Origin of the sequence: Chloroflexus aurantiacus J-10-fl (assembly GCF_000018865.1) — a bacterium.
Lineage (GTDB): Bacteria > Chloroflexota > Chloroflexia > Chloroflexales > Chloroflexaceae > Chloroflexus > Chloroflexus aurantiacus.
Window position 1 is genome coordinate 2,501,006 of record NC_010175.1, and the last position, 20,871, is coordinate 2,521,876.

At 56.1% G+C, this 20,871-nt stretch carries 17 protein-coding genes; 11 read left to right on the forward strand and 6 right to left on the reverse strand.

The window, feature by feature from the left end; all coding sequences use genetic code 11:
* Positions 1-165 precede the first annotated feature (165 nt).
* Complete coding sequence (locus CAUR_RS09505; RefSeq protein ID WP_012257688.1) at positions 166-813, forward strand: CBS and ACT domain-containing protein; 648 nt, start codon at positions 166-168, stop codon at positions 811-813.
* Positions 814-1,153: 340 nt separating this feature from the next.
* Positions 1,154-2,071: a Uma2 family endonuclease gene (locus tag CAUR_RS09510; RefSeq protein WP_012257689.1), complete on the forward strand. Its 918-nt coding sequence runs from the start codon at positions 1,154-1,156 to the stop codon at positions 2,069-2,071.
* Between the two features lie 57 nt (positions 2,072-2,128).
* On the opposite strand, the gene CAUR_RS09515 is transcribed toward CAUR_RS09510, so the two are convergent.
* Positions 2,129-3,304 (reverse strand): lycopene cyclase family protein, encoded by a 1,176-nt coding sequence (locus CAUR_RS09515; RefSeq protein WP_012257690.1) that lies wholly within the window; start codon positions 3,302-3,304, stop codon positions 2,129-2,131.
* A 132-nt stretch (positions 3,305-3,436) separates the two neighbouring features.
* Here CAUR_RS09515 and CAUR_RS09520 point away from each other — a divergent pair, with 132 nt between their 5' ends.
* From CAUR_RS09520 to CAUR_RS09540, 5 genes are all read left to right on the forward strand, one after another.
* Positions 3,437-3,868, forward strand: a complete 432-nt coding sequence (locus CAUR_RS09520; RefSeq protein WP_012257691.1) for an OsmC family protein — start codon at positions 3,437-3,439, stop codon at positions 3,866-3,868.
* Positions 3,869-4,014: 146 nt separating this feature from the next.
* A complete protein-coding gene (locus CAUR_RS09525) occupies positions 4,015-4,563 on the forward strand; it encodes a YceI family protein (protein WP_012257692.1) in 549 nt (182 codons plus the stop codon).
* A gap of 136 nt (positions 4,564-4,699) precedes the next feature.
* Complete coding sequence (locus CAUR_RS09530; protein ID WP_012257693.1) at positions 4,700-4,951, forward strand: mycoredoxin; 252 nt, start codon at positions 4,700-4,702, stop codon at positions 4,949-4,951.
* Positions 4,952-5,086: 135 nt separating this feature from the next.
* Positions 5,087-5,785: an Rcas_1661 family thioredoxin-like (seleno)lipoprotein gene (locus tag CAUR_RS09535; RefSeq protein ID WP_015909127.1), complete on the forward strand. Its 699-nt coding sequence runs from the start codon at positions 5,087-5,089 to the stop codon at positions 5,783-5,785.
* Positions 5,786-5,807: 22 nt separating this feature from the next.
* A complete protein-coding gene (locus CAUR_RS09540; protein ID WP_012257695.1) occupies positions 5,808-6,572 on the forward strand; it encodes a hypothetical protein in 765 nt (254 codons plus the stop codon).
* 1,435 nt (positions 6,573-8,007) lie between these two features.
* Here CAUR_RS09540 and CAUR_RS09545 read toward each other — a convergent pair.
* A complete protein-coding gene (locus tag CAUR_RS09545) occupies positions 8,008-8,331 on the reverse strand; it encodes a hypothetical protein (RefSeq protein WP_242605115.1) in 324 nt (107 codons plus the stop codon).
* Positions 8,332-8,482: 151 nt separating this feature from the next.
* On the opposite strand from CAUR_RS09545, the gene CAUR_RS09550 reads away from it, so the two are divergent.
* Positions 8,483-10,318, forward strand: coding sequence for an ABC1 kinase family protein (locus tag CAUR_RS09550; RefSeq protein ID WP_012257697.1), 1,836 nt, complete (start codon positions 8,483-8,485; stop codon positions 10,316-10,318).
* 101 nt (positions 10,319-10,419) lie between these two features.
* Here CAUR_RS09550 and tkt read toward each other — a convergent pair whose 3' ends face one another.
* Complete coding sequence (gene tkt / locus CAUR_RS09555; protein WP_012257698.1) at positions 10,420-12,432, reverse strand: transketolase; 2,013 nt, start codon at positions 12,430-12,432, stop codon at positions 10,420-10,422.
* A 195-nt stretch (positions 12,433-12,627) separates the two neighbouring features.
* Between tkt and CAUR_RS09560 the strand changes: the two genes are divergently transcribed.
* The 3 genes from CAUR_RS09560 (at position 12,628) to hisF (ending at position 14,997) form a co-directional block, all read left to right on the forward strand.
* Positions 12,628-13,128, forward strand: a complete 501-nt coding sequence (locus CAUR_RS09560) for a hypothetical protein (protein WP_012257699.1) — start codon at positions 12,628-12,630, stop codon at positions 13,126-13,128.
* Positions 13,129-13,326: 198 nt separating this feature from the next.
* The gene (locus CAUR_RS09565; protein ID WP_012257700.1) at positions 13,327-14,112 is read left to right on the forward strand and encodes a YesL family protein; all 786 of its coding nucleotides are present in this window, start codon (positions 13,327-13,329) and stop codon (positions 14,110-14,112) included.
* Positions 14,113-14,217: 105 nt separating this feature from the next.
* Positions 14,218-14,997, forward strand: a complete 780-nt coding sequence (hisF, locus tag CAUR_RS09570) for an imidazole glycerol phosphate synthase subunit HisF (protein WP_012257701.1) — start codon at positions 14,218-14,220, stop codon at positions 14,995-14,997.
* A 16-nt stretch (positions 14,998-15,013) separates the two neighbouring features.
* Here the strand turns inward: hisF and CAUR_RS09575 are convergent, their stop codons facing one another.
* From CAUR_RS09575 to CAUR_RS09585, 3 genes are all read right to left on the reverse strand, one after another.
* Positions 15,014-16,102, reverse strand: coding sequence for a B12-binding domain-containing radical SAM protein (locus CAUR_RS09575; protein ID WP_012257702.1), 1,089 nt, complete (start codon positions 16,100-16,102; stop codon positions 15,014-15,016).
* A gap of 202 nt (positions 16,103-16,304) precedes the next feature.
* Positions 16,305-18,461 carry an ATP-binding protein gene (locus CAUR_RS09580; protein WP_012257703.1) on the reverse strand — a complete coding sequence of 719 codons (2,157 nt, stop codon included), beginning with the start codon at positions 18,459-18,461 and terminating at the stop codon, positions 16,305-16,307.
* A gap of 23 nt (positions 18,462-18,484) precedes the next feature.
* Positions 18,485-19,165 (reverse strand): response regulator transcription factor, encoded by a 681-nt coding sequence (locus CAUR_RS09585; protein ID WP_012257704.1) that lies wholly within the window; start codon positions 19,163-19,165, stop codon positions 18,485-18,487.
* Between the last annotated feature and the right edge of the window lie 1,706 nt (positions 19,166-20,871).

Genomic DNA, 20,871 nt, shown 5'->3' on the forward strand with positions numbered 1-20,871 from the left:
GTATTGGTATCTCCACAACATCTTTATCGAAATACGGAATATGAGTAACAACATTCTCGTGAACGTTGTTACTCATTTACTTCCCACCGGCAGAGAGCATGGTATAGTTGAGCATAGAGAGCAGCGAAGGCGCTGTTCGCGATGAGGCAGCAGGGAGGTGCCTGTATGTTTGTTGGCGAGCGAATGTCGCATCCCCCGATTACTGTAACTCCAGAAACATCGATCCACGACGCAATGCATCTTATGCGTACCGAACACATCCGGCGGGCACCGGTCGTCTCGCATGGCCGTCTGGTGGGTATCGTCTCGCTGAAAGACCTGATCAACGCTTCACCGTCGCCGGCCACTACATTGAGTGTGTGGGAATTGAACTATCTGCTGAGTAAGCTGACCGTCGAACGGGTAATGACACGCGATGTCTATACCGTAACCGTTGATACCCCAATCGAAGAGGCTGCCCGGATTATGGCCGACCGCCGTATCGGTGGGTTGCCGGTGATGAAGGGAAATGAGCTGGTTGGAATTATTACCGAGACTGATCTGTTCAAAATCTTTCTTGAATTGATGGGTGCGCGCAATCCTGGTGTGCGGGCTACGGTGTCGATGGTTGACGAACCAGGCGGGCTGGCAAAGTTGACGGCGGCGATTGCGAATAGCGGTGGCAATATCATCGCCCTCGGTACCTTCTCTGGTGAAACTGCCTCAATGTCGGAAGTGACGTTTAAGGTGAGCGGGATGACGGTTGATCAGGTGCGTGAGGTGGTTACCCCGGTGGTTGCTAAGGTGATTGATGTGCGGGAGAGTCATCCGTAAGTCTTGACGGAGCGAACCAGATTTTAGAGCGTTTTACCGTCGTCTGTGTTGCCCTGGGAAGGTGAGTAAGAGGTCCCAGCTCTAGCGACAGAGTATACACGTTCATCACGGGTGCGCAGCGCATAACACTGCGCACCCGTTTTCTTCTTTACCGTCCACCGGCCAGGCATCTATCTCACCAGTTTGCTCTATCATCAGGTCGTGTACATCACGAACGTATCGTTTGCCCGGTCATATAGGATGGCCTTGTATGGTTGATTGACCCTGGCTTTACCTTGCAGACGACAACCAGTATGCGCAGCATGGTACGATACCCACATATGACCAGGGAGGTATCGCAATGTCGCAAAATACACCCGAACCGACACCACAGTTTCCGCATGACGATCCATATTACTACGGCTGGCGTTTTGTTCGTCGTCCTACACCCGACGATCCAGACAACTTCGACCAGGTGCCGCTCACCCTTGAAGATGTCCTTCACCCGGAAATAGGCGATTTTGTTGTCAATACTGCAATGCATTTTACTGACAGGAGCTATCTCACTCAGGTGTTGAAGGCACGGCTTGAAACAACCGGACAGGCTATTGTGTTTAGTAGTTTGCGGGTGGTGTGGGATGTCCCCGGTCTGCGACCGCATAGTCCAGACGTGATGGTTATTCCCGGCATCACCAAACGCTACGAAGACTTGAACGCATTCGATGTTGCGAAGGAAGGGCACCGTCCAGCGTTAATTATTGAAATCACCTCACCCCATACGCGCGAGATCGAGCTTGTGCGAAAAGTTGAGCATTATGCACGGGCTGGAGTACAACAATACGTTATCGTGGACTCAGTATCGCAGAACGAGCCACGACAGCTCCGCCTGCTCGACTACCGGTTGGTAAACAATCAATACCAGTTGCAGCCACCGGATAACCTGGGGCGCGTCTATCTGGAAATTGCACACCTCTGGCTGGGTGTGAAGGACGGTCGTGTCGTCTGCTACGACGACGTCAAAGGCGCACTCCCTGATTACACCACGTTGGTGCAACAGCTCAAAGAGGCTCAAGCACGGCGCCAGGCTGCAGAACAGGCACGCCGCGACGCCGAGGCACGGCGCCAGGCTGCAGAACAGGCACGCCGCGACGCCGAGGCACGGCGCCAGGCCGCAGAACAGGCACGCCGCGACGCCGAGGCACGTGCTGCTATTGAAGCGCGTATTCGCGAGCTTGAGGAAGAATTGCGTCGCTTGCGGCGGGAGCAGTATCCCGAATAGGCAACACGACAGACGTTCGCGATTAGAGACATCTGTCGTCGTGCGCCCTTTAGACCATCACCCCATCTCCCACTCGCGGCGCCCCAGGCTGCTCATCCGCCCCCAGAACACGGCGAGGGCGGCAATGGCAAACGGCATCATTTCCACGGTAGACATCAGTGCGATGTCTTCGGCAATCGTGGTCTCTTCATCGAGAAAGCGGAGTACACGCTGGATTGGATTGTGGCGGAAGAGGTTGGCAAAGAAGCGATGACCAGGTGTACGACCCGCATCGAGCACGTTCAACAGGATGCTGTCCATCAGAGCGTGGCGATTGAACAAAGGCTGGCGGTAGAAGGGGTGACCCTCTTTCGTCAAACTGGCCACGATTTGCCGCGTCTGGCGTTGAATACGCTGGAAGGTGTAACCCGTGGATGGTTTGCTCATCCCACCTGCCGTGCCAATATTGAGCACGTGGGGGCTGGGGCGAAGCGGCAATGGTACATCACTCATCGGGATGACCCCATATTCAACGTGGGTGATCTCGTAGCGGTCGATCCCCAGTTGTTCGGCAATATAGCGCTGTAACCCGATCTCATACTCGGTCTGACTGACCAGTTGCGGCGAGAAGATCGTGTATTCCACCAGAGCTGTACAGGTGTCGAATGGCAAGACATAGCCAAACCGAACATCACCGGCCTGGGGAATCCGAAAATCCATAAAGGTTGCCGCTTCGGCATCAAATACCGGTTGTGGCGTCTTGATAACCCATCCCTTGAAGTGTTGCAGCCAGGTGTGGTAGCCCGGTGGCGTTGGGACTGGCCGATACACGCTATTAAAGGCATAACGCGCCGTATATTGCCTGCCACCAACGACAGCAGCCACGCCCTCCGGCAACTCAACCAGACGATCCACGCTACCCTGAAGGCGGGTAATATTTGGCCGCTGTGCCAGCCAGTGATCGACAAACTGATAAAAATCGATGCCCTGAATCAACTTATAGCGGTACGGCGCAATTGCCATACGCGCCGACCAGTGTTTGTCGTAGAGCCAGAGATGCTCCCAGCGGCGTGAGACCACGGCTTCAAATGGGCCGTCACCCACTTCCCAGAAGCACCATGTGCGGTCATTTTGACGAGTATGATTGGGGTCGATGATAAGAATTGTTTGATCGGCTAAAGCACTCTGCCCAAGGTGATAGGCCAGGCTGAGACCGGCGGCCCCTGCGCCGACAATGATATAGTCGTAGTCCATAGGCTGTCTTCTCCCACGGCCATTTGGCCTGCTCTTTTTGCATTATAACCCGGAGTGCTATACTAAACATGGTAAAGTCAATAGTCTTATTGACTGACCATCCATGCCGTTGTTGATAGCGAGAGGATGTGTATGGGTACAGTAATTCATGCCAGTGTTCGCCTGCGTGAAGGTCTCCACTTTACCGCTGTAGCTGATTCAGGGCGGGCCATCGAACTCGACAGTCCCCACGAAGGTAATACCGATCTGGCGGGGCCTTCACCGATGGAGACGGTGTTGATGGCGCTGGCTGGCTGTTCGGCAATGGATGTGATTAGCATTCTGCGCAAGAAGCGGCAGCCGGTTACCGGTCTTGAGGTCAAAGCGCAGGGTGTGCGGGGTGATGAGTACCCCAAACCGTACACGAACATTGAACTGGTGTATCGCTGTTCCGGCGAGGTTGATCCGGCTGCCCTCGAACGGGCGATTGAGCTGTCCCGCGAGCGTTACTGCCCGGTCTGGCGGATGCTAGGCGCAACCGTTGACATTCAGTACCGGTACGAGATTGTGCCGGCACTCGATTAGACCATCGTCGTTTTGGGGCATACACCGGGGAAGCGCGATGAACCGATGAGTAGATCAACGTTCACGCTCCTGTTCACGCTGTTGTCTACGCCGGCAGGTTATGCTGCATGGCGTAAAGCATTGTAGTTTGACAGGAGTATGTCTCTATGACCTGGGTAATCGACGCTTCCCATTCAACAATTACGTTTTCCGTTCGCCATATGATGATCTCCAAAGTCCGTGGCCGTTTTACCCGTTTCGACGGCACGGTTGATTTCGATGAGCAGAACCCGACTAACTCGAAGGTGCAGGTCACGATTGATGCCAGCAGCATCGATACTCGTGACGAACGGCGTGACGGGCATTTGATGTCGCCTGATTTTCTCGATGTCGCCAACTACCCAACGCTGACCTTTGTCAGCAAGCGAGTTGAGGTGATTGACGAGAGTCACGGTCGCATTATCGGTGATCTGACCATTCGTGGCGTTTCCCGCGAGGTCACCCTCGATGTCGAATACAATGGTCAGTCCAAGTCGCCCTGGGGGACGATCAGCGCCGGTTTCAGCGCTACCACGAAGATCAATCGCAAAGACTGGGGCTTGACCTGGAATGTGGCGCTGGAGACCGGTGGGGTGCTGGTCGGTGAGGAAGTGACAATTGAGATTGAGATCGAGATTGTCAAGCAGGTACCACAAGAGGAATCGGTTGCAGCGTAATATGACGTTGCCAGAGGCTGCCTGACGGTTACACATGTTGTCATCGAGCAGGCATCCTCTAAGGTTAGAAAAACTGGTATACTCAAAGATGAAGCCGCATTGTGCGGCTTCATTGTTGTTGCGACGAGAGGAGTGTATGACCACGCAATCCATTGTTGTCTACGGTACCAACTGGTGCCCTGATTGCCGTCGTGCCCAGCGCGTGCTTGATCAGCACGGCGTACCGTACACCTACATCAATATTGAACACGATCCGGCTGCGGCTGAATTTGTGATCAAGGTCAATAATGGCAATCAGAGTGTGCCAACCATTGTTTTTCCCGATGGTTCAATTCTGGTTGAGCCGTCAAACCATCTCTTACAAACGAAGTTGAACCAATTGGGATAGTTTATTGATAACCTATCGTGAGAAAGGGCGACCAACCGGTCGCCCTTTCTCACGTGCATCTCATTTTTTTGCTTTATTGTTGAAACGTGTGGTAGAGTGCTCACGATGGTTAACACAAGTGGAAGTTACTGTTCAATGGTACGTCGTCTTATCTTATCATTCATCGTTTTACTAACAGCCTGTAGTGCTCCGGCGGCTATGTCGCCGACGGCGACTCCATCACCGGTGCCTACCCGTGCCCCAACATCAACCCCAACGACAGCCGATAGCACGCCGGTCGTGGCTGGCTATTTTCCCGATCTGCCGCGTGGTCGTACCCCAGAGGGGTATCACTACCTCGGTAGACCGGATGCGCCGGTAACGATGGTTATCTATTCAGATTTTCTCTGTACCTCTTGCGCCATCCATACCCTCGATGTTGAACCACGCCTGATTGAAGCATTTGTGGCTACCGGTCAGATGCGGCTGGTGTATCGGCACTTGCTGCAATTGGGGGAACGTTCGCAGATACTGGCCGAGGCAAGTGAATGTGCATCCGATTTTGGGTATTTCTGGGAGTTGCGCCGTGAGATTTATGCGCGGTATAATCAACTCTACTTCAACACTCGCGAGACGGTGATCGATCTGGCTGCTGGTCTTGGTATTCCAAGGGATGCTTTTACTACCTGTCTTGACTCACATACGTATCAGGCGCAGGTTCAGGCCGATTACGCCGCGGCAATTGAAGAAGGGGTCTATGCTCGCCCGGTGTTTCGGATTGGTACGGAAGTCATTGTCGGCTCTCAGCGCTTCGAGACCTTTGCCCAGGTGATCGAGCGGGTCGGACAATGGTAACCCTTGCAGGCAGAGGACGTTCATGGCACGGTCACGCTACTTCTGGCCACTAAGCATTGTAGTGATCGGGCTGGTTTTCACAGTCTGGTTGGCGCTATCCACGCCACCAAATATGTCGCTGGCTCAACCGAGCTGTGACGAACAACCGCTGTATCCGGGGTGTTATGAACCGCCAGTTGATTGTACATATGTAGGGCCAAATGAGTGTAGTCAAACCCAAACAGCAGTTGCGCAGAAACGCACTGCAACCGTTAGATCGTTACTCACAAGAACAGCTCAAGGCCAATCAAACCAGCAAGCTGCGACGGCGACCCCGACCTCAACCTTTACCGCGACAACCGCAGCGACCACACCGACCACCGGCGCCACGTCTACTGCCACCTCTACGCCAACCGGTATAACCGCAGCACCGACCGTACCGGCGCTTCCTACCCAGACCCCACCCACAGTTTTGCCAACGGCTACCTTTACCGCCACTCCACTGAGTCAGGAGATGCTACGTTGCGCACCGGGTGATCTAATTGAATTGACGGGTACCGCTCGCCCGCAAACCGCATTGCTGGTACTCTTCGATGAGCGACCGGTCGGGGGCGGAGCGAGTGATCGAACAGGCGCATTCCGTATCGTGTTGCGGATCGGTACCGAGCGAACCGGTGAACACGAGATCATTGTCCGCGAACGCGAACGTGAACTCATTGTGGCTGAGTATATGTGTATCACGCCACCACCACCGACACCGACAGCAACCTTTGGCCCAATTCGGGTTACTCTATCGCCGGTGCCGTAATCGTCAGGTACCGTCTGACAGCCGCCGGACGCAGTTATGCCAGCATCCAGCCTCGCTTACAGCAGCAAGGCTGGATGTTCTTTGATCACAGAAATATCAAATCTGGTTCAATAAACGTCATAGTCCGCTATCGAGCCTCACCCTCACGTCGTGCACTGCAACGCTTCCTCGTGGTGCGCACGCGCTGGGAGCGCGCGCCTCCGGCGCGCTCATCACCGGCAACGCTTCCTCGTAAGGCGCAGACTGGGAGCGCGCGCCTCCGGCGCGCTCATCACCGGCAACACTTCCTCGTGAGGCGCAGACTGGGAGCGCGCGCCTCCGGCGCGCTCATCACCGGCAACACTTCCTCGTGAGGCGCAGACTGGGAGCGTGCGCCTCCGGCGCGCTCCCCACCGGCAACATTTCCTCGTGAGGCGCACACTGGGAGCGCGCACCTCCGGCGCGCTCCCCATCGGTAACACTTCCTCGTGAGGCGCACACTGGGAGCGCACACCTCCGGCGCGCTCCCCACCGGCAAGAACCCACCGTGCCTGCGTCTCCCGTCTTGCCACCCTGAACCGGTGCGCATAAGCGGGACCCATCCTGTACTGTCAGTTCCCGCCCCCAGCGCTATGCATTACCCATACCTGGTGTCAACCACGGGTGCACCAGCGGGCATGATCGCCATGGATGCTGTTGTGGGCGACTGGCCCGGTGACAGTGCGCCACTCCAGCCGTGCCAACACGTGCTGGATGGATTACCATACCCGCTCGTCATGTGTGTGTCGCGTAGTTTGGAGTGCGGCAGCTTGGCTGCCGCGCCAGCCGTGCTTGCGATCACGTGGAGGTCGCAGCGGTTACCCCGCAGCTCTGCGCACAGTGGGTTCACGTTTCAGTGTCGATACCGTTGCCGACCACCATTACCCGTGTCGCGCGGTGTGGCGTGCGGCAGCCATGCTGCCGCGCCAGCCGTGCTCGCGATTCGGTGCGTGGCATACCATTACCCATCCTGGTCACGAGATTGCTGAATGTGCTCGTGCCGATCAGCGAGTCGGTCAGACATGAATGCAATCCCTGCGCGTAGACGGTTATGTTGCACGAGATTCGTGCCTGCGCCCCAGCGGCCACGGTCAGCATCTGCCGGCGGTGGCGAGGATGCCTCCACGCAGGCTTCCAGCCCGCTCCACAGGGAGCGCTTGCAGTCCGGCCTGACGCAGCGTGACATGTGGGTAATGCATAGTCCAGCGGGGGCGGGTGAGGGGGGGCGTTTCGCAGTGTACTGCTTAGCACCACCCTCACCTGCTCACCTCCATGACACTGGTGTTGCACCTGAAACTGCCCGCGAACCATTTCCGTGCGCCTGTTTCGCACCACCAGCGACTCATTACAGCGTGCGCGGTTCTGACAACCTGAATGACACACGGTACCGGTCAAGACTTGATATAAAGGCATCGACTCAGTTCACGTCGGTCTCAGGTGTTGCCGACTTCTCTCCGGCCTGTTCGGCAGGAAGAGATTGCTGGACGGTCTCCAAAATCAGTGCCAGTGCCTGTTCACGCGAGCGGGTAAGGATTTCGAGTTCGGTGAGAAGAAGGGTGAGGCGGCGATAATCGCGGCGGATGGCCTGTTCGTCGGCGGATGAGAGGCCGGGTTTGACGGTCGCCAGCCATTCGTCAAATGGGGTTCGGCGACCAAGCAGATCGGGTGAACCAAATTGACTGAGACGTCGCCATAAACTGGCAGCACTATCAGTTAACAAGCGAAGACTATCTATCGTCATAGTATCAGTGATACCGTACCTGTCTAAGTCGGATCCAAACGTCATTACGCACCCGTTGTTATGGTAGTCGCCGATCAATTCGTTGCGGATCGGTCGTGAGATTGAGTTTCGCCTCTGGTATAATCAGTAATAGGAATACTGGCAGGATATTATGCGTGAACCAATCTCTGTACAGGTAACTGATACCACCAACGCCGTTCCACGGCCAACCGAACCACCGCGCTTCCGTCCGCGCGAGCGCTTCTTACGGGTCTCGTCGTTTTTTCTTGGCGTTGTCATTCACATCTACATCTGGGATATTTTTCTTGCCCGCTTTGCCATCTTCCGCTGGTATGTTCAGCGCACCATGTTGCGGCGCTGGGTGTCTATTGCTCGCCGCTTCCGTATGATGGCGGTTGAGCTTGGGGGCATGCAGATCAAGCTCGGTCAATTCCTCTCATCGCGGGCCGATATTATTCCCGATGTCGTGCGCCGCGAGTTGACCGGTCTCCAGGATGAAGTGCCCCCCGCACCCGCCGGCCACGTGCTGGAGGTGATTTTAGAGGAACTCGGTGCGCCACCCAGCGAGATCTTTCGCAGCTTTGAGACCGATTGTGTCGCCGCCGCATCGCTAGGACAGGTGCACTATGCCGTGTTGCACGATGGCCGTGAGGTGGCGGTAAAGGTGCAACGCCCCTGGATAGATAAGATTGTCGAGGTCGATCTGAGCGCAGTGACCTGGGTCGTGCGCCTGATCAAAAACTATCCGCCCATTCGCCGGCGTGCCGACCTGGAAGCGTTGCTGGCCGAATTTGCCCGTGTGCTCGTGCAGGAATTGGACTATGTGCAAGAGGCGCGTTCGGCAGCGACGTTCCGCCAGAACTTTGCTAACCATCCGGGGATTTACATTCCCGAACCGATCTTCGAGTTAACGACCCGGCGTGTGTTGGTGATGGAACGGATCAACGGGATTAAGATCACCGACCTGCATACCCTCGATCAGTTGGGTGTCAGTCGGGTTGAGCTGGCTGCCCGTTTGAACAATTGCTACCTGAAACAGTTTTTCATTGACGGCTTCTTCCACGCTGATCCGCATCCCGGCAATCTCTTCGTGCGGGTAGAAACTGCGCTGGCGCCCGTTCAGCCATCACCACCGGTAACATCGGTTAGTCGTAATGGCCACCTCTCGATGGATGCGGTTGAGGCCGGGCTGCCGATTGACACTCCTCCAGATGAAGTGCCAGCCGGCACACCCTTCACGCTCATCTTTGTCGATTTCGGCATGGTTGGTCGTCTGCCACCGCAAACGATGGAGATTATGCGGCAGGGTGTGTTGGGTCTGGCAACCAACGACGCCGACCGGATTCTGAACTGTCTCGAACAACTCAATATGATCCTGCCCGGTGCCGACCGGCGGGCAATCAAGACGGCTATCGAGACGATGTTGCGCTACTCGTTCAACCGCACCGTGCGCGAGCTGACCAACCTCGATGTCGAGGCGATTATGGCCGAGACGAAGGATTTAATTTACGATCTGCCTTTTCAGATTCCCCAAGACCTGCTCTATTTGGGGCGGGCGTTGAGCATGGTTGCCGGTCTCGCCACTGAGATTTGCCCTGACATCAATCTGTTCCATGAGCTACGACCATTCGCACGAGCGATGCTGGCTCAAGAACAACGCAATGGCAATTGGGTTGAGAAGTTGCAGCAAGAGCTAACTGAACTTGGTCAGATACTGATCGGGCTACCACGGCAGATGGATGCCTACTACCGGGCGGCAAATCGGGGCGAATTGCAGACCCGTTCCGATCTGAGCCGGCTTGAACGCAGTATGAAACGGGTTGAGCGGGCGACTGACCGCTTGATGGGGGGAATGCTCGCAACCGGCCTGTTCCTCGGTGGCGTGCAGCTCCGCACTCGTGGTCTGGAACGGGAAGCCAACCGGGCCTGGTGGGCCGCAGCAGCGGCGATTGTGTGGGCACTCTGGCCGCGCAACGAGCGCTGGTAGTGTTCTCCAACAGGTATAGGCTCAATCCCAGAGCAACATGAAGGCAACTACATCCAGTTGCCTTCATGTCACCACCCGTGAGTCACTTAGTGACGCCAACCCTATTCGTGCCGCACGAGCTGATCTTTCACCGCCGCCACAACCCGCTCGACGGTCAGACCGAATTCGGTGTAAATGCGCTGGAATGGCGCAGAGGCACCGAAGCGATCCACCCCGATAATCGCGCCTGCACAGCCAACATAGCGCTCCCAGCCGATTGAGCGCCCTGCCTCTACGGCCACCCGCGCTCTGATCTGCGGTGGCAGCACCCGATCACGGTAGGCGGCATCTTGTTGATCAAACAGTTCGCGACAAGGCATACTGACAACGCGCGTGGCAATGCCTTCCCCGGCCAGATGATCGGCGGCTGCCAGGGCCAGCGCCACTTCCGAACCGGTCGCAATGATCAACGCCTGAGCCGCGTCCGCATCACGCAGCACGTAGCCACCGCGCAGGGTGCCATCGGCGGCACCAAGCTGCGTCCGGTCAAGTGTCGGCACGTTCTGCCGGGAGAGGATGATCGCGGTTGGGCCATCGCTCCGTTGCAGTGCCAGACGCCAGGCCATTGCCACCTCATTGGCATCACCCGGTCGCACAACCAGCAGGTTGGGAATGGCCCGCAGTGCCAGCAGATGCTCTACCGGCTGGTGGGTCGGCCCATCTTCGCCAACACCGATACTGTCGTGCGTAAAGACGTAAATCACTCGTAACCGCATCAAGGCCGCCAGCCGGATGGCCGGGCGCATGTAGTCGCTGAACACGAGAAAGGTGCCGCCGTAAGGAATAATCCCACCGTGCAGCGCCATACCGTTGAGAATGGCACCCATCGCGTGCTCCCGCACACCGAAATGCAGGTTGCGCGCACTGAAATCCTCACCGTTGATCGAACCCAGTCCTTCCAGATAGGTAAAGTCCGAGGTGTGCAGATCGGCTGAACCTCCCAGCAGACCGGGGATGATCGGAGCGAGTGCCTGCAACACGGCTCCCGACGCGACACGGGTACCTTTAGCTTTCGGATCGGGGGCAAAGGTCGGGATGGCCTGTTCCCAGCCTGTCGGTAAACCGCCCTGCTGCATCAAATCCCACTGCGCGGCCAGATCGGGGTACGACGCTCGATACCGCCGAAACATCGCCTCCCATTCACGCTGGCGGGTCTCACCAACTTCGACCGCCATCTGCATATGTTCGTAGACCTCATCGGGCACGTAGAAAGCCGGTTCCTGCGGCCAGCCTAACGCCTCTTTGGTCAATTTCACGCCTTCGACGCCAAGCGGCTCACCGTGGGCCTTATGGCTGCCGGCCCGTGGACTGGCATACCCTATTACGGTGCGGGTAATGATCAGGGAAGGTCGTTCACCATCGACAATCGCTTCGGCCAGGGCCAGCGCTACCGAAGACATATTGTGCCCATCGGCGTACAACACCTGCCAGCCGTAAGCGGCAAACCGATCAGCAACCTGTTCGCTCCAGGCCAGGCGGGTTGGCCCCACCAGCGAAATATCGTTGCTATCGTACAAGACGATCAGTTTCCCCAGCCGTAAATGGCCGGCCAGACTGGCCGCCTCGTGGGAAATGCCCTCCATCAGATCACCATCGCTGGCAATGACGTAGGTGTAGTGGTCAACGACCGGAAACCCTACCCGATTAAATCTGGTCGCCAGCCAGCGCTCGGCAATTGCCATCCCGACCGCCGTCGCAATCCCCTGACCGAGCGGGCCGGTCGTCATCTCAACCCCCGGCGTTTCGTGATACTCAGGATGGCCGGGTGTGCGACTCCCCCATTGCCGAAATTGCTTCAGGTCATCCAGCGACACATCGTAACCGGTAAGGTGGAGCAGGGCGTAGAGTAACATCGAACCGTGACCGGCTGACAGGACAAAGCGATCCCGGTTCGGCCAGTGTGGATCGCTCGGATTATGCTTCAGAAAGCGCGTCCAGAGCACGTATGCAGCATCGGCCATCCCAAGTGGCATACCGGGATGGCCGCTGTTAGCTTGCTGAACGGCATCAATCGCCAGCGCGCGAATAGCATTGGCACATAACTGGTCAATCGTGGTGATCATCGGGTTATTCATGCACAACAATCTCCTCTAATGCGAACATCGCCAGCTTCAACGCTGTTCGGTTATTCCCCACTTCTCTCCATCATACCACTGTATGCGTTATTTACTGTTCGCAGGCTGTGATCGGCGACGATTAAATTGCACGTGATGATCGTGGACTCGCGGTATCATAGCACGTATGAAACCTAGCAAGCGAAGTGAGGCATTATGTCACAACCAATACTGACCCTGGAGACCGATCCTGCGATTGAGGGACTATGGATTGCCATCGAAACTGCCCGTGCCCAGAGCTATCCCCTCACCGGAGCAGTATTTCGCCTGCACCAACCCTCGACCGATCCACGCGACGCACTCGATGCGGCGGCTCGCGAACTCGACTTCCAGCCCCTTGGGCAGCACTGGATCGAAGTGCCGCGCCGGATCGCAATAAAGATCGCTACCAACCTCATCGCCCACGACCTAGCCTACCCCGACGAGGTCGTGCCCCAGGCTCAGGCCGCCGACCTGGCCGGCAGAGTACTGGCGTTACTGGGGCCACAGGCGCGCTATTTCACCAACGGCGCAGTAAGTGGCGATTTTGCGATCTACGACATTCAGGGCAACGAGGTAGTTGGCTGGCGCTCACTGAGTGATGCCCCACTCGATCACGGCCTGTTTGCGATTGACGATCAACGGGTCGTGGTCTTGTGGGCCGAAGATGCACCGTAGTTCGTGACAACTGCCGGCGTCGTATTATGCGCCGGGATCGACAACGGGTTGTATAAAGCCGGGTGCTTTTTTCTGGTGGGAGTGACCGAATCACGGGCGTATCCGTCCTGGCAAACGCTTATAGACAGGCCGGTGGCTACAGGCGCCCGTACATTGGCGAGAGCAGATACCGCAAACTTCAGCTATAATACACAAGCTATGAGTCAGCGCCAAATAATCAATTCAGCCAATATCACCGCACCGTTTCGCGTCTTCTGGCAGGCACTACGCGACCTGTTTGATGAATTTCTGCTGCTCACGTTTGCCAACATCATCTGGGCCGCGCTGAGTGTACCACTCTTCAGTATTGCCTACGTTGCAATGGTGAGCAACGCTGCCCTCCCCGCAGCAGCGGCGGCACTGGTTGGCGTCTTACCGGCAGCACCGGCATTTGGAGGTCTGTACGCGCTGAGCAAGCGAATTACCGAAGGCCGGGCCAGCAAATTAACCGATTTCTTCGCCGGTATGCGGACGTATGCGCTTCCGGCGTGGCGTTTATACGGTATCTGGATGGCAGGTCTAGCCCTGATTTTATGGAATCTGGCCTTCTACGCCGGCGTACCTGGTCTGCTTGGTGGACTCCTGATCGGCTTTTTTCTCTACCTGTTCATGCTCTGGTCGGCAATCATCATCTATGCTTTCCCAATGATGGTGTTACTGGAACAGCCTTCGCTCCGCCAGATTGCCCGCAACGCTCTGATCTTGATCGTCAGTCGCCCCATCTATACACTGATCACCATGCTCTTGATGGGCTTTATCTTGTTTGTCAGCAGCCTGGTGCTGGTCGTCCCGTTCCTGCTCTTCAGCGTCTCACTCCTCGCGGTGTGGGGGGTGCGTGCGACCCAATTTCTGATCGATGACGCACAGGCCCGGCAGGCAACAGACGCGGAACCTCCGGCACCGGTAGAAGAGCGTGGTCGGCGTGGGCAGGTACGGCCAAAATAGTGATTGATGCGTACAGGAAGGTGGTCGCGCACAACAACGACCACCAACTCAGCGATGGTTTACAGGCCATTACTGCGATTTCCGAACGTTACCGGGGACGAACATATGCTGACGCGACGAATCATTCCCTGTCTTGATGTCAAAGCAGGACGTGTGGTGAAGGGCGTGAAATTCCTGAATCACCGTGATGCCGGTGATCCGGTAGAGCTGGCGGCTGCCTACAATGCTGCCGGGGCCGATGAACTGGTCTTCTACGACATCACGGCATCCAGCGACGAGCGGGCCATTATGGTCGAGGTTGTAGAACGCACGGCTGCCGAAGTATTTATTCCGCTCACGGTTGGTGGTGGGTTACGCAGCGTTGACGATATGTACCGCATGCTGCGGGCCGGTGCCGACAAGGTCAGCCTGAATACAGCAGCGGTCTACAACCCGCAGCTCATTGCCGAGGGCGCCCGGCGGTTTGGCAGCCAATGCATTGTGCTGTCGGTTGATGCCAAACGGGTGAACGCGCCAGGCGAACCACCACGCTGGGAAGTCTTTACCCATACCGGGGCCAATCCGCGCCCGACGGGGCTTGACGCTATCGAGTGGATCAAGCGAGGGATCGATCTGGGGGCCGGTGAAATCTGTATCAATAGCATGGACGCCGACGGTGCGCGTACCGGGTATGATCTGGAGCTATTACAGGCGATTACCGCCATTTCCCCGGTACCGGTCATCGCGTCCGGTGGTGTCGGTTCGCCGCACGACATGTATCGCGGCATCGTCGAAGGCGGTGCCGATGCGGTACTGGCCGCGTCCATCTTCCACTTCGGCGACTACTCAGTGGCCGATGTCAAACGCTACCTGGCTGAACGGGGGGTGGCGGTGAGGATGATATAAGGAAGTTTACCTGCTTCTACCCACCCAATTCCTCATCCTCATCCACGTGCTGCACCCGTAGTTGCCAGAGCAAACCGCCGAGCACCGGGCCAAAGCGATCAATCAGGCGCTGGCGGGTTTGTCCTTCCTGATACCGTTGACGGGCAAAGCGTTTGATGGTTTGCTCGTCATCGCCAACCCGCATCGTCTGCATCAATTCAAAAGAGACATCGTTAAGGCTAAACGTAGCCGCAACATCGATCAGGCGAGCGATGGATTCGTAAGGCGGTTCGAGCAGGATAGTCGCGTGGGTGTAGATACCATGCTCACGGATAGTAGTGAGCAGTTTACGCGCCTGGTTACGCCTGCTGGCAGAGTCAAAAATGCTGGTAGCGGCAATGACAAACGTCAGTGCTTCACAACCGGCCTGAGCCAGCCGCGGAATCGTCTCTTCGTCCAGGTGTTCGAGGGCGACCGCTGCCTGCCATTTGACATTCAAACTGGCGCTTATCAGATAGTTGAGTAGTTCAGTAAACCACTGTTCATCAATGGTCAATGCCGGTTCGCAAAACAGTACGTGGCGGATTCCGGCCTCTTCCACCAGCGTGCGCAGCTCCTGACCGATCTGGCGGGGCTGGCGCATGTGCCATTGCCCATTGATATGCCAGCCGATCACAACGGGGGTTTGTAGCTCTCCACCCGGTGCACGGAGTGCGTAGTGCTCAAGCGACAACAGATGACGGGCCGGAAAGGGGACATCGTTTGGCAGGCATTGATTGACCGTTGCTACGCCATCAAGCCAGGCCAGGACACCGGTGATGGCTGCGGGTGCATCAGTACCGTTGCGTTGAACCAGCAATGGCAAAATGTCAGGATAAGACTGATGAATCTGCGCGACTGCCTGTTCAATCGTGCGGCTATCTTCACCGCCGACGATGACACGTTGGGGCTGAAACGTTTGCAGGCGACGCCGAATATCGTGCCAGCTTCCCGTTGCATCCAGGGCATGGTCGTACATGCGCACAATGATGCGACGTTGTTCCAAAACAGCCGCCACGTAGGCCAGAGTCAGCGGCGGCATCTGATTGGTCTGTTTGCCGGGTAGAGCAATGAGTGCAACCTTCACGTAGTTTCTCCGGCCAACCTGTCTGGATAGCGACTACTATGTCAGAAAGGGCTTCGCCAACTGTGAACAAGAATCTTCACTAGTGATCAGACTACTCGATTTAGCGTCCTCAAAGCTACATATTGCAACAAAATATTCTTATGGCAAATATAGCACATTTCAACAGCAATTAAGATAACGAAATATTCAGAAAAGATTTCATTTACGCAGTGGTTTGACTGCCGGTTTTAATCGTTTGTTCGGTCTCGGGCATTATGGGGAGGGAAAAGGTAAAGCGTGTTCCTTTCCCGACTTCACTGTGCGATATCCAGATTCTGCCATTGTGGGCTTCTACAAATTGTTTACAGATTGCCAGCCCAAGGCCGAGGTGTGTGTTTTTCGTCTCGCGACCATTAACATGGCTTGGTACCTGATGATAGGGCAGAAACACCTTTTCAATCTGATCGGCTGGAATACCGATCCCGGTATCGGTCACGTGCACCAGAACATAATCTTGCTGTTGTTCGGCACTCACGGTGATCTGACCACCATCGGGCATTGCCTTGATCGCATTCTCAATCAGATTTGTCAATACCTGACCAATCCGTTCCTCATCAAGAAACATATCGGGTAACTGATCTGGCACCTCCCAACACAGATCGACGCCGTGAGATTTAGCTGGCTGTTGTTGTTGAACGCACGTGTTAATAATAATGTCAATAATATTTGTGCGCACCGGGCGCAGCTTCAATTGACTGGTGCCATTACGATTGATCTCTATCAACTCCTCGATGCGTTTCCACAAGCGCTTATAACTGTCTTTCACTTCACCGAGAAAATAGCGTTGCGCTTCGGTAAGCGTACCGACTTTATCACTTTCCTTAAGGACAATATCAAGATTACCGTTAAGAACGTTCAGCGGATTACGCAGCTCATGAGCAAGTTTGCCAATAAATTCCCGGCGCTGCCGCTCCTGTACTTTCTGGTCGGTAATATCGTGTAACACCAGCACAGCCAGGCAAGTATCGGGTGACGGATTCACCAGAGTGGCGTGAATCTGGTACCAGCGAGCCTGCTCGGCTTCTCCGTCGATAATTTCTTTGCTAAACGAAACCTTGCTCTGGTAAAGCTGACGTGCCGTATCGATCAGATGATCGGCCAGTCTGCCATTGTAAGCAGCACTATGCGCTATCGCCTGTCGTGCTACGGCGTTGTCGAGGTAGACGTTGCCCGCTTCATCGTACACGATCAGACCATCGGCCATATCGTGCAGAATGGCGCTGAGCATCGCCTGTTGCCGACTCAACTGAACGTGGAGTTCGGCGTTCCGAATCGCAATCATGGCCTGGATGCTAAACGAGGTCAAATGACGCTCTTCAGCCGGAGAGAAGGCTTCACTCTGCCGACTCACCACACTGAGGGCACCGCGAATCCGGTCAGGCTGATCGGGATCGAAGAGAGGAACACTGAGCGCGGCCTGCCATTGCTGATCGGCCAGGGAATGCCATACCGGTTCTTGCGCTATCTCGTGGGCGTCCAGCAAGACGGTTCGTTTTTCGGTAATAACGACTTGCGCCAAGGCGGTTGCCCAGTCCGATTGTTGTGCATCGTTGTGCAGAATCTGGTGTTCAAGGCCGTTATCGCGGGCCAATGTCAGCGCCACATTATCGATGCGCTGCACGCCCAACATATGGGTCAGCGAGTCGAGAATCTGGCGCAGCACATCATCCAGGCTCAGCGAACTGCTGATAGCACGCAGGCTTTCGCCGAGAGCCTCCATCCGCCGTAGCCGCTCACGTAGGTCGTTGTTCGAGGCTTCCAGGCCGGCAACCTGCTGTTTTTGTTCGCGGCGAAGCTGATCGTACCGTGCCCTCCAATCGAGCGCTACCAGATTGCGTCGCTGCCCAAACCAGACCAAAGCCAGAACAGTAATGATGCTTAACAGGAAGCTTCCAACCGGCACCAGCGTGGTCAACGTTAGTGGATTGTCTGTCCAGGGCGAAGGAGTGGTAAACGGGTAGAGCAGGCCAATCAACGCCGGCAGCAGTGCCGGCCAGAATGAATGGAACCGGTAGCGCCATGCGCGCAAGGCACCCACCCCTTGAACAACGGCCAGCAGCGGGCTGGTGCTGATCAGGAAGATCGACCAGATGATCATGAGCAAATCGCTCAGGCCGGCGAGTGTCAGGAGGCGGTTAGTCGAAGTTGGGTGATGGCGAAGGAGTAGTAGTAAGGCAACATTGACCAAACCGTAACCAATCAATCCACCCCAGGCGGCAGACGGTAGACTGAATTGGGTTAGCAGCCAGCTTAACCCCAATGCCGGCAACGGCAAGAGGCGACGGATAATCGTTTGCAGTTGCCAGGTGTTATGCTTCATGGCAATGGTCGACGCATCTCAAACTATGGCTCAAACTTATAGCCGAGATTACGTACTGTAATGACGTGACGTGGATGATCCGGGTCTTCCTCTACCTTTGTACGCAGACGGCGGATGTAGACGGCGACCAGATTGCTTTCACCTTCGTAGTCGTACCCCCATACTTTACTCAAAATTTGGGTTACGTTCAAGATGCGTCCCGAATTCTTCATCAGGTAGTAGAGCAATCGAAATTCGAGTGGGGTCAATTCCACAACGCGACCGTCGGTGAAGAGAACTTTGTGTTCGACGGGATCGAGCGTGATATTGCCCTGACTGAGACGGGTCGAGGTGTTGAGCACATCGGCGTTGCGTCGTCGTAAGACAGCTTCAACACGCGCCAGCAATTCCGAAGGTTCAAACGGTTTGACCAGATAGTCGTCACCACCGATTTGAAGCCCCATCACCCGATCCTGGAGTTGATGGCGAGCCGAGAGGAAGATGATCGGAATGTCGGAGTTGCGTCGAATCTGGCGACAAACCTCGAACCCATCAATTTTAGGCATCATGACATCCAGCAAGATGAGATCGGGATTGTGTTGCTCGATCAACTGGAGAATGTTGGATGCATCGTGTGCCCGAAATACACGATAACCAGCTTCTTCAAGCAAGTAAGAAGTCATTCTTGCACTGGGGATGTCATCATCAACAACCAAAATATTCATGCGGCGCTCCCTGTTTGCTTTGCTGGTGGTGCAACAATACGACCTCTACAACTACGGCGCATTAATTGTACCACTTATAGCTTGCTTTTGGCTAGAGTTGAAACATTAAAAACTGGTATAGTGATGTAGTGACGATAACATCGACTGCCGTTGTGAAACGGGATATGGTTGGTGTAGAGGTCGAAGCCGCCATGTGTTGAACATGCTGGTATCCTCTGTGTCTGTCGTGCACGTTGTCGCTCTAATGCCCAGGCTTGATTGATCCTGCGCATCACCGCATGGTATCGGCAGTGTGGTTGTCCGTGAGTATCCGAATCCACTCTTGCGGAACCGTGGGGATAACCTGCGGAATATGCACAAACATAGGTCTGGTGGATGCGCGCGGATATGCTGTATGTACCGCTGTTCCACCCCTGCCGGTTGACATCGCACGGGATGCGGATGGATACAGAGGTGGCAGAAGCTATGCATTACCCACAACTGGTGTCAACCACGGGTGTACCAGCGGGTATGATCGCTATGGGTGCTGTTGTGGGCGACCGGCCCAGTGGCAGTGCGCCGCTCCAGCCGTGCTATCACGTACTAGATGGGTTGCCTTACGCACAAATCATGTGCGTATCGCAGGGTTTGGAGTGCGGCAGCCATGCTGCCGCGCCAGCCGTGCTCACGATCCGACGCAGATTGCAGCGGACACCCGTGCCGGTATGTGACTCTGATGATGGCGATGGCTGAACGCAGGCCGCCGGCCTGCCCCACCGCGTGCTAGTGCCGGTGGTGTGTAGAGGCGGATTCCGTAGGGGCGGGTTCCAAACCCGCCCCTACGGACGGTACCTGTACCGTTCACCTGACTATCCACGGGATGCGGTGGATGGGAATGTCTTGCATCGCGTGCCATGGGTGGTTGTTCAGAGGTGATCGCAGCCGCTACGCGCCCCGCTCCCACGCAGCGCTATGCCTTACCCATACCCAGGTAGTCACCTTCTTCGTTGATGAGCAGCACCTATCTCATTGTGCGCGACCCTGGGCACTATCGCGTTGCATCGCTGTCGCGTGGGTCGCACGTCACGGATGGGCAGCGGATGGTCGCAGTGGTAGCGGCGGTAGCCAGTGTATCAGACCGTGGGGCAGGATTCCAGTCTGCCAGCGGGACCAGCACCTGCCGGCGGTGGCGATGATGCCGGCACGCGGGCTGGGGAAGCCCGCGCCACAGGGAGCGCGTGCAGCCCGGCCTGACGCAGTGTGACATGTGGGTAATGCACAAGTGGCAGAAGGGAGGGTTGATTGGTGCGCGTTTCATGCCTGGCATCTTACCAGATGTGAGATGAGAGTGGTCACCGCATCCCCACCCAGGCATTTCGTAGGGGCGGGTTCCAAACCCACCCCTATGAACCCGCCCCTCCCACCCAGGCGTGGCACGCGATGCGTGATGAATCCATGCATCATGTCGGGAACACCATTCGGTCATTCGCTCTCCGGCGTCTTGTGTCATCATCAGCACGGTACTGATACTCTTGCTGAAGGATAGCGCATCACAGGTGTTACACGACGCAGCAATGACCGACAGACACATCACTCCAGCTCTGAATGAACTGGTGCAATCCTGATGGTCTGGTATAATCCGTCCGGCAAACAATGCAGGTGTGAACGTAGTTCAACCTGCTGCCGGGTGAGGCAACCGTCTGGCTGTGAACCGGTGGGGTAGCGGT